This window comes from Providencia sp. PROV208, assembly GCF_028479465.1.
In the GTDB taxonomy this organism is placed as follows: Bacteria; Pseudomonadota; Gammaproteobacteria; order Enterobacterales; family Enterobacteriaceae; genus Providencia; species Providencia alcalifaciens.
In genome coordinates, this window is sequence record NZ_JAMPNS010000020.1 from 1 (window position 1) to 15,861 (window position 15,861).

Below are 15,861 nucleotides of genomic sequence, written 5' to 3' on the forward strand. Positions count from 1 at the left end.
CTTGCCTCTCAAATCCTTCTGCGGATATTTCAGGTGGTAGATGATATTGATGATAAATAGTATTGATGGTCAGTATTAACGGTGGTAATACGATTTATACCAGTCAACAAACGCCTGAACACCCTGCTCAATAGAAACTTTTGGGCGATAATCGGTGACATTAAATAAGTCTTCGGTGTCTGCCCATGTCGTGTAAACATCACCCGCTTGCATCGGTAAGAAGTTCTTAATGGCCTCTTTGCCTAATGCCTTTTCCAATGCCGAAATAAAATCGATCAGCTTCACGGGTTGTCCTTTACCAATATTATAAATGCGGTAAGGGGCGCTACTTTGCGCTGGCGAATCTGAATGATTTTGCGGATCTGCTTGCGGGATTATATCTGAAATACGAATAACACCTTCAACAATATCATCAATGAACGTGAAATCGCGGCTCAGATCGCCGTTATTATAAACATCAATAGGCTCACCCGCTAAGATAGCCTTGGTGAATTTAAACAGCGCCATATCTGGGCGCCCCCACGGACCATACACAGTGAAGAAGCGTAAACCCGTTGTCGGCAGCTGATAAAGATGAGAATAAGAGTGCGCCATCAGCTCATTGGCTTTTTTGGTTGCCGCATACAATGAAACAGGGTGATCGGTTGGCATGTCAGTCGTAAATGGCATTTTATCTGTCACGCCATACACGGAACTTGAAGAGGCATACACTAAATGCTTCACTTTCGCTTGGCGGCAACCTTCTAAAATCGCCAAGTGTCCATTCAGATTACTGTCTGCATAAGCAAAGGGGTTTTGTAATGAGTAACGTACCCCTGCCTGTGCTGCAAGATGGATAACGCGGTCAAAATTCTCTTGAGTACACAGCACCAACACTTTTTCACGGTCTGTGATATCAAGAGGAATAAAGCGGAACTGCGGATATTGTTCAAGAATATGATGCAGGCGAGACTGTTTCAAACCCTGATCGTAATAAGCGTTCATATTGTCGATACCAACAACTTCATGCCCATTTTCCAACAGTCTTTGGCACAATCTAAAACCAATAAATCCAGCACTTCCCGTGACCAAATATTTCATATTTGTTATCTTCTTTCGTTATTAAATGATGGTTTATCAATATTCTAGCATTAATTAGAGATAAACTACTTAGCCTCATCTTTATTGGCAACACCTAGCACATGATAAACATAGTGGCGATAACCATCGAGTAGCTGCTTGTCTTCACAGTCATTTAGTTTACCGTCGCACAAATGGCGCATCTTAATATTGGCTTCATAAAACGGCGATACTTTGAGGTTTGCACGTTCCAATAACATTCCACCTAAGAATGAAATATCTGTTAATTCACCCGACTTTATTGAAGTTCCTGATTTCAGATTATCTCGTAAGGTGAACTGCGTTGTATACGCAGGTGAAGAGAATGGAGACTGGTATTTATTTAAACTGATACCCGGTTGATGATCCCCAAAATAGAGGAACATAAGTGGACGTTGACGTTTTTCCATAAACGCAACAAAATCACGAATAGCATCATCTGAGTGGACAATTTTTTCCATATAGTGACTAAACTCACCGGCTGAATCTTTATTATCAAGTTTATCTTTAATCCCATAATCATCACTGTGTCCCTCTTTATAAGGTCCGTGTTCATACATGGTTAAAGAGAAAATAAAGACCGGTTTATCGGTTTCTTGTGCCAAAATTTCTTTCACATACTTCAGCATATCTTCCGTGCTGATCGTCCATAAATTATCTTGCAACTTACCTGGGTAACCCAACTCCTGTGGTTGAATAATTCGGTCAACTCCCAAGGTTTCATATGCATGACCCGAGTGATAAGCCCCTTTATTAAACGGCGTCAGTACGACCGTATAATAGCCGTTAGCTTTCATCTCTTTAAATAAGCTGTTATTTAAATGGTCGACGACAAAATAGAACACGCCACTTTTTTGTGCACCAAAATCATCGCTATTTAATCCAGTTAATGCCGAAAACTCGGATAACCACGTACCACCGCCAAAGGTTTGTACACGCATCGGACTATGTGCAACCAAATTAGCATCTTGCTGGAACATAAATAACTCTGGCAATTTAGTTCCCGCAGGTAAATCGTAAACTGTTGGGTTAACGGTAGATTCTTGTAATAGCAATACAATGTCAGGCTTTTCGGTTTGCGCGTTATTCGCAAGAGAAATATTCGCGGCTTTTTGTTCGAAATAGCTGGAATCACCAACAAAATGCGGTGATTTATATTTTGCATTCTGCGCAGACATGACCAAGTTAGTGACTGTACCACGCCCTTTAGGTAAGGTTTGTGACCATTTATCGAAGTAATGCGTACTTGCCCAATCTGCCCCGAAATACCCTACAACGATCATGAGCACACTTACCACGCGGGATATCCATCGCTTGCAGGGTGTGGACAAACGCCAGCTGATCACACCGTTGATGATAAGCAGAATAAATAACCCAAGTACCGCCACACCCGCCAACCAATAGTGACCTAATGTCCCTAAGTTAGAGGTATCTGTCATCAAATTAATGTCCGTGAAGAAAAGTTGCTCTTTGTAATAGTGCACTTTCAACTGATTAAACATTTTGATGATAATAAACAGGGTGCTTGTAATAATTGCAGAGAAAAGCCAGCGAGCTGTTAGCGTAAATAGGACACCAAAAATGACAGCATAGACACAAATGGAAATCAGACCTGGGTAGATAACGCCGCTTTTTTCAAAGACTAAAAATAGCGAGCCAATAAAAATCAGCGCCAGATAAATACTCGCAATCAGTTTTTTATTCATTTGATTTCCACAATTCAAAAAATATCAGGGTTAATAAAACAGCCAACATTATAACGACGATAACACGACAATTTATTCAACGAAAATGCCTTTGTCTCGTAAATAGTGCCCATCCTCTTTACGTCGAGTGAAACCACTCTTGTCAAAAAACTCTAAAATTTGGATGGCGAGCTTACGCCCAATACCGAGCTCATTACGAAAATCAGCGGCAAAAATCACCTCATGCTCAGTACAATAGCGCAAAATAATCTGCGCAAATTGACGAATTTGTTCACTGCTATAGTATCTGTCTCTCACAATCGCAATGATGAGTCCCATTTGCGCTGCTTTTTTCAAAACGCGGCGAATCGTGTCTTCATCATGACCTGTTTCTGCTGCAATATCGCGAACCCAACGTGCTTCAGGATGAGAAAATAGCCCTTCCACCTGTCGCCAAATCTCTTGTTGTTTCGCATCAAACACTAACCCATGTTGCGGCATATGCAGCCAACCACGAGTCTGTTTTATGGTTCCCTCGGCAATCAAATCGTTAATCAGTTTGAAGACCAAGTTTTCTTCCATCGTGGGTAATGCCATGCGTTTTAAACGCGCTTTACCAACGCCAATCTGATCGCTATGAACTTCATTAAAGTTTTCAAGGGATTGGATAAGCTTATCTTTGGCAACCTGCGCTTTAAACTCAGACAGCACCACATCCCCGACACGCACAATCGCCACTTGTTCCAGTAGCGAATTTAATGCGAATTGAGTCAGCTGACGCGCCCAACCGTAGTTGTTTAAGTTTAGCTCACCGCTGGGTAACTGTAAGTTCAGCTGTGTAAGCTCATCATTCGTTGTACACAGGCGGGATAACCAATCAAGAAATTCAGGCTGTCTTTTACCACGACGCGGAGAGACTAAGCGGATAACTCGAGCGCCCGCCAGCGTTTGTCGTGCACTGATATCACGGATAATTAAGCGATCGTTATCCACCAGCCACAGCGGTGTATCTAGAATCAACTCAGCCAACATCGGCGTTTCGCCCGCTTCTGTGAGCAAAGAGACTCGCCCTGTGATATGGCTAGCACCATGATAAAGGTGTACTGGCTGCCAATGCTTGATTGGAGCATCACACGCAAGCTCCACAATCACACGAGATGCAATAAAAGCAGGCTGTTCTGCAAGTAGCCAATCACCGCGGGTGATCGACTCTTTATCGATATTCCCGGTTAAGTTAAGTGCAACACGGTCTCCTGCTTGCGCAAATTCGGCCATTTGGTTTTGGCGATGGATCCCACGAATACGCACTGGGGTATCTGCCCCCGTGACCCATAAAGACTCACCTACACTCACTTTACCTGCCAGCGCCGTTCCCGTTACCACAATCCCCGCGCCTTTCACATGGAAAATACGGTCAATCGCTAAACGAAAACGTCGTTGCAAATCGATATCAGCATCTTGTTGTTGATGCAGCTGTTGTAGGTATTGGCGCAGTTCATCAATACCTAATCCTGTACTGGCTGACGTGATAAAGAGGGGAGCATTTAACCAACCTTGGCGGCGCAGCTCTGATTGAACTTGCTGAGTGACTTCATCCACGCGATGCGCATCAACACGATCGGCTTTAGTTAAAACAACCGTAATAGCTTGGCAACCCGCAAGACGTAAAATAGCGAGATGCTCAAGGGTTTGAGCCATCACCCCATCATCACAGGCGACCACTAACAGTGCGTGGTTAATACCACCAATACCCGCCAGCATGTTAGCGAGGAATTTTTCATGCCCAGGAACGTCAATAAAACCGATTGAACCCCCATCTGACTGAGGCCAATAAGCATAGCCAAGATCAATGGTCATTCCCCGTTTTTTTTCTTCCGGCAAATGCGCCGTATTAACGCCTGTCAGCGCTTGAATTAAGGATGTTTTACCATGGTCAACATGACCCGCAGTCGCAAAAATCATGACAATAAAGCCTGTACTAATCCGTGTTCATCATCAAGACAGCGTAGGTCTAACCATAATTTGCCATCTTTTAAACGACCAATCACGGGTTGAGGTAATTGACGCCAATCGCTAGCAAGACGTTCTAAGCCACCGCCTTTCCCATCAAGGGGAGCAAACGTAATGGCGTAGCTCGGTAATCGGTCTACGGGCAGTGAACCACTACCAATCTGCGACAAACACGGTTCCGCTTCCACGAAAAAACGGTCGCCATAATACGCTTGTAGCTTCACTAAAATATTGTCGGCACTCTGTTTGATAGTATCTTGAGAACGCGTTAACCAGCGCAATGTTGGAAGTTCAGCAGTTAATTTTTCCGGAGTCAAATAGAGCTTCAGAGTCGCTTCTAATGCTGCCAGTACCATTTTATCCACGCGAAGTGCGCGTTTTAATGGGTGTTTTTGAATGGCATCAATCCATTTTTTCTTACCAAGAATGATCCCCGCCTGAGGACCTCCTAGTAGTTTGTCTCCAGAGATGGAAACCAAATCAATGCCTTGAGATAAATACGCTTGGGGCATTGGCTCGGCAGGCAGCCCATAGGCAGTCATATCAATCATGGAACCACTGCCTAAATCAATCGCTGTCGGTAATTGGTATTTTTGCCCTAATTCCGCCAGCGCTTCCCCTTCGACTTCCGCAGTAAAACCTTCAATACTGTAGTTACTGGTATGCACTTTCATTAATAACCCAGTTTGGTCATTAATCGCATTTTCATAATCCCGTAAATGCGTTCGGTTAGTCGTACCGACCTCGACTAACTTGCATCCCGCTTGAGCCATCACATCAGGGACACGGAATGCGCCCCCAATTTCCACCAGCTCACCACGGGAAACAATGACCTCACGCTGCGGGGCAACCGTCGCTAATAACAGTAAAACAGCCGCCGCATTGTTGTTCACAATACAGGCATCTTCAGCACCAGTAAGTTGACACAGTAAGTCAGCAAGAGCACGGTCACGATGCCCGCGCATTGCGCCATCGAGAGAGTATTCTAAGGTAACGGGTGAACTCATGACTTGCGAAACCGCATGAATCGCAGCATTGGACATAACTGCACGCCCTAAATTGGTGTGCAACACTGTCCCCGTCAAATTGTAGACGTTTCTTAATGCGCTTTGTTGCAGCCTATCATGGCGAACAGACAGCTCTGCTAACCAATCCTGGTGCCAATCTGGTAAACACCCTTCCTGCGCAATAGACGTTCGAGCTTGTTCCTGCATTTCTCGTAAACATTCGGTTACCCAATGCAAACCCGATTTTTCCACCAACATTTGCGCTTCATCGAATTGCAAAAGCTTGTCGATGGCTGGCAGTTGACGATATAGCGCGGCATTTGATTCAGCCATAGTCACTCTTCTCTTACTGTGCTGCTAACGGTTATTTTTCGCCGGGGAATAAGAATGGGTTAATGCTGCTACGGGCAAAACCTTCTTCTTCCATACGTGCATCTAAAATGATCGAGGCTAAATCATCTGCCACGGCTTCCACTTTCGCTTCTTTTTCTTGATATAGCACTTTCAAGTAACTGCCGCAGTCACCACAGCTTTCTGCCTTCACTGCTGCATTTTCATCATCGAGTGACCAGTAGTTCAGATCGCGAGTTTGTTCGCAGTTACTGCATTTCACACGGACCATGTGCCACTCTGTTTCACACAACGTGCAGTGCAGATAACGTAAGCCTTGAGTTGTACCAATTTGAACAATGCTCGATACTGGCATGCTGTTGCATACAGGGCAAAAATGACGATGGTCGCCATGTTCAGCTCGCGCTTTACCTGGAATATTTGCTGCCATCTGCGCCCAATACACAGACAATGCCGCCCAGATAAACATCGATTTATCCGCAGGGACTTTTTCGAACTGTTCGTTTAATAACGCAGTTGCCATCTCTTCGAGTTCAGCTTCAGATGCTTTTTCTAAGTTTTCAAGGGCAGTACGTACAGAATCCGGTACGATCGGCATCAATTCAGCAATGATTGAAGTCAGTAATTTGTGCCAATGTGCCGTGCGAGGGAACGTTTTTGCATCTAATGGTGGCGTATTTGTTGCCGTTGCACGAGCCAAAACCGCTTCCATGTCCATCTCTAATGGATTGTCATGTTGAGCATTATTTTGCGCTGTTGCCACTTCAGCGGCGAAGTTCAGATAATCTGCAAAAGGATGCTCACCAATGCCTAATTCTTTCAATCTTTCAGCACGACGTTGGTAAAGGTTTTTTAAATTCGGGAATAAAACAGGCGGAATAAAACCGATGCCTTTCTCTTTTAATCTTTCTTGACCTAATTCTTCTTTCGGGACGATACGAATACCCATTGCTCTCTCTCTTTTATATTTTTTATAACAACTTACTCCGAGAAATTGCCTATTCGCATTTCCCCGCAAGCCTCTAAGAAAATATTCGATTAACCAGCAAGTCTTGCCGTTGTACCCGTCAGGATAAAACAAAAGTCACTGATAGGCTACTCTAGCCCTCGAATATTCACCGTCATTAACCCTTATTTATATGAGGGAATAACAAATTCATATTAGGGTGTTTTTATTTGATATAAATACCGTTATTTCCATGATGTTGATTAGATTGCCGCATATAATGGTATACACTTTCTCCGCACATAAGGTGACAATATGACGTCATTATTTAACTTCGAAGCGAAGTCTCACACACCTTTCTTTTTATTGCTTGCCTTTATTGGCGGATTTGTCGATGCCTGTTCATTTGTCATATTTGAAGTTTTTACCGGTCATCTGACGGGAAATAGCATTCTAAGTATGATTTACCTCGCCAAAATGAATATTGGTATGCTACTCCTCTCTGCAATCTCCATATTAGGATTTTTTGCAGGAACATTTTTGGGTTCGTGGGTTAGGCTCAAGCATAGCGCAATTGTGTTATACCGCTTTGTCCTAGGTCTGGTATTTATAATTTTTAGCAGTGTTTTTATTGTTTACTTTTTCATTCAGCCACTATATTCCCCAGACTTAGCCATTTTACTCATTAGCTTATCAATGGGGATTCAGAATGGTTACTTTAATAAGGCGGGAACTGTCGGGATCCATTCAACCTATGTGACGGGTATGACTACATCCTGCATTAATGCCTTTTTGAAAAACGTCTCCGGTGACAGTAGCAAAAAAGTCTTACTGTTTGCGGTACTCTCGTTTATTGCGGGTGGCTTAGCCGGCGGGGTGTTATCCGTTCATTACCAGTACGTCGGATTCTCTGTGGTATTACTTCTCTTGGGATGTACACTAATTTATAGCTTTACAATCCGTGATTAACTAACCCTTTTTCACTATAAAAAAAGCCCACAACTCTGTTGTGGGCTTAATAGGGAGAGATAAAACCCTTAGTTTTTCTCTTGCTGCTCTTTCTGCTGTTTCTCTTTAGCAACCAGCTCACGATACCAACGCGGGTGGTGCTTTCTCGCCCAACCACGTGTTACCCAACCTTCAACCATCGCACGTACTGAGCCTTTGACCCAGATTGCTGCATAAGCGTGAACGATAATCATCAGGATCAAGCCAATAGCTGACAGCGAGTGAATAATAATCGCTGCGCGATACACTGGAATTGGGAAGTAATCCGCAAAGAATGGACGCCACATAATCACGCCACTCACAACCAGTGCCAACAAGCAGATAGTGACGACCCAATACACCCCTTTTTGACCAAGGTTGTATTGTCCTACATCACCAGCTTCTTCGTTTTTCAGGACTTTACCGATATTTTTCGCCCACTTGATATCATCTTTATTGATGAAGTTATGGTGAAAATAACGGAAGAACATAAACACGAACAGCAGGAACATCGCCGTACCCACGAATGGATGCAAAATTCGAGACAGCTGTGGAGTACCTAAAATGTTCATAAACCAGTTCAAGGATGGGAAGAAAAAGCCCAACCCGCTGATGGCAGTGAACAGAAAGCAAATCACAACCGCCCAGTGATTGATCCTTTCAATCGGTTTGTGGCGAATAATTTTGTCGTTATCATCTGGCATCATTTCTGATCCTCCCCTTCTTTTGATTTCGAAGTGTCAGATGACATTGCATCATGCAAATCTTCTAGAGCCTCTTCTTCATCTTTCTTGGAGACGCGGTTTGGACCAATTCCCACATAGTGGAAAATCGCCGCCGCAAATGTTGCAGCAAAACCTACCGCTGCCATCGGTTTCCAGATACCTTTCCAGAAGGTGACTGTTGGACTGATGGTCGGATTTTCAGGTAACCCATGATACAACTGCGGCTTATCCGCGTGATGCAATACGTACATAACGTGCGTACCACCCACACCTTGCGGATCGTATAAACCTGCATTTGCATAACCACGCGTTTTCAGCTCTTCAACACGCTCACCAGCCATGCCAATCATATCTTCCTTCGAACCAAAGTGAATGGCTCCTGTTGGACATGTTTTCACACACGCTGGCTCTTGACCGACTTCAACACGGTCAACACACAGCGTACATTTGTAAGCACGGTTGTCTTCCTTGTTGATGCGTGGCACGTTGAACGGGCAACCCGCGATACAGTAACCACAACCGATACAGTGTTCAGATTGGAAATCCACGATACCGTTTTTGTACTGGACGATAGCGCCTTCTGATGGACATGCCTTCAGACAGCCCGGGTCAGCACAGTGCATACAGCCATCTTTACGGATCAGCCACTCAAATTTATCGTTCTCTTCAACTTCAGAGAAGCGCATAACCGTCCATGACTTCGCGGTTAAATCCGTTGGGTTGTCATACACCCCAACGTTAGCCCCGATTTTGTCACGGATATCGTTCCATTCGGAACACGCAACCTGACACGCTTTACAGCCGATACAGGTTGTGACGTCAATCAGCTTTGCAACTTCTTCCTTATAGTCCCGCACCTGAGGTGCGGGAGTCAGGGAATTGGTGGCAGAGCGACGAATAATGTCCTGTGATTGCATTGACATAATTTATCTCCTTACACCTTTTCCACATTGACAAGGAATGATTTAAATTCCGGCGTCTGAGTATTCGCATCACCAACATAAGGTGTCAGCGTATTCGCAAGAAAGCCTTTCACCGCTAAACCTTCAAAGCCCCAGTGAATTGGAATACCGATGGTATCGATGTCTTTTCCATCCACCTGTAGGGTTTTAATTCGTTTGGTGACAACCGCTTTCGCTTTGATGTAACCCCGCTTAGAACTCACCTTAACCGTATCACCTTGCTCGATGCCTTTCTCTTTCGCTAAACGTTCACCAATTTCAATGAACTGTTGAGGTTGGATAATGGCATTTAACAACGCATGCTTAGTCCAATAGTGGAAGTGTTCAGTTAAGCGGTAAGTCGTGCCCACATATGGGAACTCTGTCGCTTTACCCATCTGTGCCCAGTCGTCTTTAAACACACGAGCAGCAGGGTTTGAAACCACATTTGGATGCAGTGGGTTAGTATCTAACGGCGTTTCGATTGGTTCGTAGTGCTCAGGGAACGGACCTTCTGCCATTTTATCCAGCGCAAATAAACGACCCATACCTTCTGGCTGCATGATAAATGGACCTACACCACTTCCTGGTGCCGCAGTGCTGTAGTCAGGAATATCCATACCTACCCACTTGCTACCATTCCACTCAAGGATTTGACGCTTAGGATCCCACGGTTTACCCATTGGGTCAGCGGATGCACGGTTATAAATAACGCGGCGGTTCAGTGGCCATGCCCATGCCCAACCTAATGTATTACCCAGACCCGTTGGGTCGGAGTTATCACGGTTAGCCATTTGGTTACCTTTCGGCGTCCAGCTACCAGAGAAGATCCAGCAACCACTGGCTGTAGTACCGTCATCACGTAATTGAGCAAACGAGCTAAGCAGTTCGCCTTTTTTCACAATCACATTGCCATCAGCATCTTTCAGGTCTTCTAACGCATAGCCGTTACTTTCTTGAGCCACTTCTTCCGGCGTTGGGTTATCGCGGTCAAGGTAGTCCCACGTCATGCTCAGAACCTGCTCAGGTGCCGCGCCGCCTTCAGCTGCGTACATTTGGCGTAGACGATGATAAATACCCGACAGGATTTCGCCATCACTGATAGCTTCACCTGGGGCGTCCGCACCTTTCCAGTGCCACTGTAACCAACGCGCGGAGTTTACAATCGAACCGTTCTCTTCAGCGAAGCAGCAAGATGGCAGACGGAACACGGTTGTTTGAATTTCTTCCGGTTTCACATCGTTCATTTCGCCGTGGTTTTGCCAGAAGTTTGCAGTTTCTGTATTCAGCGGATCGATAGTCACTAAGAATTTCAGCTTAGAAAGTGATTTCGAGACTTTGTTCTTATTCGGGAATGAGGCTAATGGGTTAAAGCCTTGGCAGATATAGCCATTCACTTCACCTTTATCCATCATGTCGAAATAACGTAAAACATCGTATCCCTGATCCCACTTAGGTAACAGGTCGAAGCCCCAGTCATTCTCTTTCTGCGCTTTATCACCATAGAAAGTCTTCATTAAGCTAACGAAGAATTTAGGGTAGTTACCCCAATAGTTCACTTGCCCAGCAACGGTTGCTTTCGGCGTGTTCGCTGCTAAATAGCTTTCTAAGGTCGTTTGTTTTTCTGATGGTAACGTCAGGTAGCCCGGTAAGCTCTGTGATAACAGACCTAAGTCAGTCAGACCTTGGATGTTTGAGTGTCCACGCAATGCGTTAACACCACCACCTAACATACCCATGTTACCCAGCAGTAACTGGATCATCGCCATGGTACGAATATTTTGCGCACCGATGGTGTGTTGGGTCCAACCCAGCGCGTATAAGAAGGACGCTGTTTTGTCTTTCGCGCTCGTTTCTGCAATGTATTCGCAGACTTGTAAGAAGTCTTTGATTGGCGTACCACAGATGTTGTTAACCACTTCTGGGGTATAACGGCTAACGTGTTCTTTCAGTAAGTTCAGAACACAACGCGGGTTTTTCAGAGTTGGATCGCGCAGCGCTAAGCCGTTCTCATCCATCTCATAGTTCCACGTCGTTTTATCGTATTGACGTTTTTCAGCGTCATAGCCTGTGAACAGACCGTCATCAAAACCGAAATCTTCACGGATAACTAAGCTAGCGTTAGTGTACGCCTCAACATATTCACGTTGAATTTTTTCGTTATCCAGCAAGTATTTAATAACACCTGACAGGAAGGCAATATCAGTACCTGAACGAATAGGCGTGTAAAAATCCGCCACAGCCGCAGTACGGGTAAAGCGAGGATCGATTACGATTAATTTGGCTTTGTTATGGATTTTTGCTTCCATCGCCCAGCGGAAACCAACTGGATGCGCTTCTGCCGCATTACCACCCATAACAACGACTAGGTTTGCGTTTTTAATATCAACCCAGTGGTTGGTCATCGCACCGCGACCAAATGTTGGAGCAAGACTTGCTACCGTTGGTCCGTGTCAGACACGCGCTTGGTTATCCACGGCAAGCATGCCGAGGGCGCGACTAAATTTTTGGGTGACAAAACCTGTTTCGTTACTTGCCGCTGATGCACACAGCATACCGGTGGTTAACCAACGGTTGACCGTCACACCATCTTTATTCTGTTTAACGAAGTTTGCATCACGGTCTTCTTTCATTAACTTGGCGATGCGGTCAAACGCGTCGTCCCAAGTGATGCGTTTCCACTCGTTAGTGCCTGGTTCGCGAACTTCTGGATATTTGAGTCGACTTTCACTGTGGATAAAGTCGATTAATCCTGCACCTTTAGGACAAAGTGCACCACGGTTTACCGGATGATCCGGGTCCCCTTCGATATGAAAAATGCTTTCTTTCGCATTTTTCGCGCCATCACCGAGGCTGTACATTAACAGCCCACAGCCGACAGAACAGTAGGTACAGGTATTTCGAGTCTCTTTAGCACGCAATAATTTATACTGGCGTGTAGAGGCTAATGCAGTTGCTGGAGCAAAACCCAGCGCCGCTGCCGTTGTACCTGCCATACCGCCAGCGCAGATCTTAAAGAACTGCCTTCTGCTGACTTGCATGGGGGATCTCCTCATATACATTGCTCATGTTTACCTAACTTCATCACCAAGTTTGAGGTAAACTGTTCTTATTCAACGTCTTCCTTACGTATTCAGGTTCATTGCCTGATAAATGGTGTAAATTCTTTTTACCCATATCGAATATTATGTATCATTAGTGATAGGAATTCATCTAATGTATGAAACAAATACTACAAATAACTCTAGATTATCTAAAATGATCGGTGTTCACCCTACAACTGTGCAACAAAAAAATAACCTCGGTTCACTGGTTAATGATTTCGTTGCAGAAGAAATCCCTATCGCGCTCGTCTATAACGGTATATCCCATGTGGTAATGATGGCGACACCAAAAGATCTGGATGATTTTGCTGTCGGGTTTTCATTATCAGAAGGGATTATACAATCCCGTGATGAAATTCGCGGAATTGATATTGTTCAAGGCTGTCATCGAGGTATTGAGGTGCATATCGAGCTATCGAGCCGCCGCTTTATGGCGCTCAAAGAGCGTCGACGTAATCTTACAGGGCGAACTGGTTGTGGTATTTGTGGCACAGAACAACTCGACGAGATTTTCAAACCTCTCACTCCGCTGCCATTCACTCAAACATTTTCCTTATCTTACCTCGATAATGCCCTGCAAGAATTGAAGACAGTTCAAGAAATTGGTGCATTAACCGGTTGTACTCATGCTGCTGCTTGGATTTCTCCTGAAGGCCATCTCGTTGGAGGATGCGAAGATGTGGGTCGCCATGTGGCGTTGGATAAGCTACTGGGAATGAAAAGCCGCTCTGACTGGCAGCAAGGCGCTATTTTGGTGTCTAGCCGTGCAAGTTATGAGATGGTACAAAAAGCCGCAAGCTGTGGTGCGGAAATTCTGTTTGCGGTTTCTGCGGCAACGTCATTGGCGATTGAAGTCGCCGAGAAGGCCAATTTAACGCTAGTGGGTTTTTGCCGCCAAGGTAAAGCGACGGTGTTTACCCATCCGAGCCGGGTGAGGGATTGAATCCAAACGTGAAACTATAAAGAAATTAAAAAGATAGTTTCACTTTTTCGCACCCATAAATGCACTGTTCGATGGTGTTTCTCTTATGCAGAAACCAACGACACTTTCACTAAAATATTTTTACTTGCCTCTCCATCCCATGAGCGTGCCTGTAATGGAATAATTCCTTCATAAACCTCCTGTTTTAATTCTAGATATGGATTATCTTCAGGGAGGTACTCTAATATAAGCTTGGCGTATTTATTCGACGATGCGCTCGTTTTTGCCGTATTCATTGAAGCTGAGGAGCCGTCCGTTTCACGCCATCCTCGAAGATTCACGAATATCTCGTCACCCGATTCGGTCTTTAATAATGCCCTGACTTTAGAATATGCAGTTTCATACAAAACCAAGAATGTGGGGCCTTCATGACGATATAACGCAACAAATCCATGGTCATCACGCTCTTTTATCTGATAATCAACACAATTTTTTTGATCGTGATTAACACTTAAGTTTAAAACGTCCGCGCTCTCTATTTCAAAAGGTGCATCGTAAGGGTCATAGTTATCAAAAATAACGCGAGTAACGTGATTTTTGATATTCTTCGTACCATTTAATATTTTAAATACAATCCAAGATTTTATTACGCCATTTTCTTTAAGATCAATATCAAATATTTTCAAAGTAACGTCACCAGTCACTTTTTTATCCTCAAGATGAGTTTGATATTCCCCACTGACTAAGCTGGCTTTAAAGGTAATTGGAAATATTTTCTGTGTGATTAAATTAATAGCTCCAACAGTTAATAAAGAGTAATTTTCTTCATTCTTTATTTTAACGGTATCAAAAAACTCAATATAACTATCAGAACCTAATGATATTGGAATTGTTTTTTCAGAGGCGTTAATTGGCGTTAATTCTAAATTAGTTGATAATACATTACCTAATCCAATTACCGGTATATTACTATTTTCAATTAAACTGCCTATTTCTGCATTCAAGTTTTGAGCTGAAACTCCCACATTGACATTACTTCCCCCCCAATGCAGTCCGACAACTTCATGTGTTTCTCGTGAAATAACCGGAGAACCAGATGAGCCACCTTGAGAGTCTGCATTGTAGGTTATTTTTTTCCCATCATTAATGACGGTTAATATTTCAGCATATTCGCCATCTTTGATATCGCCAATATGCATTGGTCGTAATCCACCGTCACCATATTGAGGTATATAAATTTTATCCCCTTCTACAGGGTTATTTTGACTTAATGCTAACCCACCAAACAGTGCTTTTACATTGGAATAAACATAGTCAAAACTATCCAGTGTAAACAGTGCATAATCATAATCACCAATGCTAACACCATGTTTTAATACTTTTCCCGGCTTTAAGCGCACAGGCTCAGTCGCTGGGGATGTCGAATCACAAGATTCATTAAACCAGTTAAACCAAATTTCACCATTCTCTAAATCTGGGTCGCTTTCGACAACATGGTTGTTCGTCAGTAGATGGTTTTTATTCCCGATAAGTGAACAAGATGCTCGACCGCCAACTTTCGCTGCCGCACACGACAGCCCATGCGCCGCAATTTGAGTCCCTTCATAACAAATATAGGGTTTTCGCTCATCTTCGCCAATAATGACCTTTGGATTACTATCATGTAAAACATGACTTAACGTCAATGAATAGTCATGACCTAAATAAGATGCTTTAGGTAAAATAACACGAATATTTACCGATTGACCTGGAATAAAAATAGCTGGCTCATCAACATTATGGAAAAATTCTCTCTGTAATATATTTTCACCATATTCAAACTCCACAAATGCGTTGGATGGTAAATTTATATTTGAAAAAATAAGATTTAAAAATGATGAATTCTCTCGTTCAACATAGAGTGCATGAACTCGACTTTTATTATTTTCTTTAATAATACTAATATTAACTCTTTCATTAGAAATATAATCTTGATATGTATCCACTTTAAATCCTTTCTATTTTAGAATCGAATAAAAACTGTTTTATCTGTAAAGATCGTTTTTATTATATTTAAAATCGATTACGTTAAAGAGCATAAAAATT

General features: G+C 43.6%; 11 protein-coding genes. 2 read left to right on the forward strand and 9 right to left on the reverse strand.

Annotated features, from left to right (window positions below; translation table 11 throughout):
• Nucleotides 1–75 precede the first annotated feature (75 nt).
• From PR766_RS15530 to fdhE, 5 genes are all read right to left on the reverse strand, one after another.
• Nucleotides 76–1,080: an NAD-dependent epimerase gene (locus PR766_RS15530; protein ID WP_154635881.1), complete on the reverse strand. Its 1,005-nt coding sequence runs from the start codon at nucleotides 1,078–1,080 to the stop codon at nucleotides 76–78.
• A gap of 65 nt (nucleotides 1,081–1,145) precedes the next feature.
• Nucleotides 1,146–2,804 carry an LTA synthase family protein gene (locus tag PR766_RS15535; RefSeq protein WP_154635882.1) on the reverse strand — a complete coding sequence of 553 codons (1,659 nt, stop codon included), beginning with the start codon at nucleotides 2,802–2,804 and terminating at the stop codon, nucleotides 1,146–1,148.
• Between the two features lie 72 nt (nucleotides 2,805–2,876).
• A complete protein-coding gene (gene selB, locus PR766_RS15540; protein ID WP_154635883.1) occupies nucleotides 2,877–4,745 on the reverse strand; it encodes a selenocysteine-specific translation elongation factor in 1,869 nt (622 codons plus the stop codon).
• Entirely contained in the window at nucleotides 4,742–6,133 is a 1,392-nt protein-coding gene (selA, locus tag PR766_RS15545; protein WP_154635884.1) for an L-seryl-tRNA(Sec) selenium transferase, read from the reverse strand. The genes selB and selA overlap by 4 nt, the downstream gene beginning before the upstream one ends.
• Before the next feature lie 31 nt (nucleotides 6,134–6,164).
• Entirely contained in the window at nucleotides 6,165–7,100 is a 936-nt protein-coding gene (fdhE, locus tag PR766_RS15550) for a formate dehydrogenase accessory protein FdhE (protein ID WP_006663241.1), read from the reverse strand.
• 312 nt (nucleotides 7,101–7,412) lie between these two features.
• Between fdhE and PR766_RS15555 the strand changes: the two genes are divergently transcribed.
• Complete coding sequence (locus tag PR766_RS15555; RefSeq protein WP_154635885.1) at nucleotides 7,413–8,066, forward strand: YoaK family protein; 654 nt, start codon at nucleotides 7,413–7,415, stop codon at nucleotides 8,064–8,066.
• Between the two features lie 68 nt (nucleotides 8,067–8,134).
• On the opposite strand, the gene fdoI is transcribed toward PR766_RS15555, so the two are convergent.
• The 3 genes from fdoI to fdnG are packed head-to-tail and all read right to left on the reverse strand — an operon-like array spanning nucleotide 8,135 to nucleotide 12,791.
• The gene (gene fdoI, locus PR766_RS15560) at nucleotides 8,135–8,791 is read right to left on the reverse strand and encodes a formate dehydrogenase cytochrome b556 subunit (RefSeq protein ID WP_006660603.1); all 657 of its coding nucleotides are present in this window, start codon (nucleotides 8,789–8,791) and stop codon (nucleotides 8,135–8,137) included.
• Nucleotides 8,788–9,732 (reverse strand): formate dehydrogenase subunit beta, encoded by a 945-nt coding sequence (gene fdxH / locus PR766_RS15565; RefSeq protein ID WP_154635886.1) that lies wholly within the window; start codon nucleotides 9,730–9,732, stop codon nucleotides 8,788–8,790. Before fdxH ends, fdoI begins: the two co-directional genes overlap by 4 nt.
• A gap of 11 nt (nucleotides 9,733–9,743) precedes the next feature.
• Nucleotides 9,744–12,791 (reverse strand): formate dehydrogenase-N subunit alpha, encoded by a 3,048-nt coding sequence (gene fdnG, locus PR766_RS15570; protein WP_080547048.1) that lies wholly within the window; start codon nucleotides 12,789–12,791, stop codon nucleotides 9,744–9,746.
• A 175-nt stretch (nucleotides 12,792–12,966) separates the two neighbouring features.
• Here fdnG and fdhD point away from each other — a divergent pair, with 175 nt between their 5' ends.
• The gene (gene fdhD, locus PR766_RS15575; RefSeq protein ID WP_154635887.1) at nucleotides 12,967–13,797 is read left to right on the forward strand and encodes a formate dehydrogenase accessory sulfurtransferase FdhD; all 831 of its coding nucleotides are present in this window, start codon (nucleotides 12,967–12,969) and stop codon (nucleotides 13,795–13,797) included.
• A gap of 83 nt (nucleotides 13,798–13,880) precedes the next feature.
• Here fdhD and PR766_RS15580 read toward each other — a convergent pair whose 3' ends face one another.
• Nucleotides 13,881–15,761 (reverse strand): trypsin-like serine peptidase, encoded by a 1,881-nt coding sequence (locus PR766_RS15580; RefSeq protein WP_154635888.1) that lies wholly within the window; start codon nucleotides 15,759–15,761, stop codon nucleotides 13,881–13,883.
• Nucleotides 15,762–15,861 lie beyond the last annotated feature (100 nt).

Coding starts and splice junctions, on each gene's coding strand:
- fdoI (WP_006660603.1), bottom strand. CDS start 8,791: ATGATGCCAGATGATAACGACAAAATTATTCGCCACAAACCGATTGAA.
- fdhD (WP_154635887.1), top strand. CDS start 12,967: ATGTATGAAACAAATACTACAAATAACTCTAGATTATCTAAAATGATC.
- PR766_RS15530 (WP_154635881.1), bottom strand. CDS start 1,080: ATGAAATATTTGGTCACGGGAAGTGCTGGATTTATTGGTTTTAGATTG.
- fdxH (WP_154635886.1), bottom strand. CDS start 9,732: ATGTCAATGCAATCACAGGACATTATTCGTCGCTCTGCCACCAATTCC.
- selA (WP_154635884.1), bottom strand. CDS start 6,133: ATGGCTGAATCAAATGCCGCGCTATATCGTCAACTGCCAGCCATCGAC.
- selB (WP_154635883.1), bottom strand. CDS start 4,745: ATGATTTTTGCGACTGCGGGTCATGTTGACCATGGTAAAACATCCTTA.
- PR766_RS15535 (WP_154635882.1), bottom strand. CDS start 2,804: ATGAATAAAAAACTGATTGCGAGTATTTATCTGGCGCTGATTTTTATT.
- PR766_RS15555 (WP_154635885.1), top strand. CDS start 7,413: ATGACGTCATTATTTAACTTCGAAGCGAAGTCTCACACACCTTTCTTT.
- fdhE (WP_006663241.1), bottom strand. CDS start 7,100: ATGGGTATTCGTATCGTCCCGAAAGAAGAATTAGGTCAAGAAAGATTA.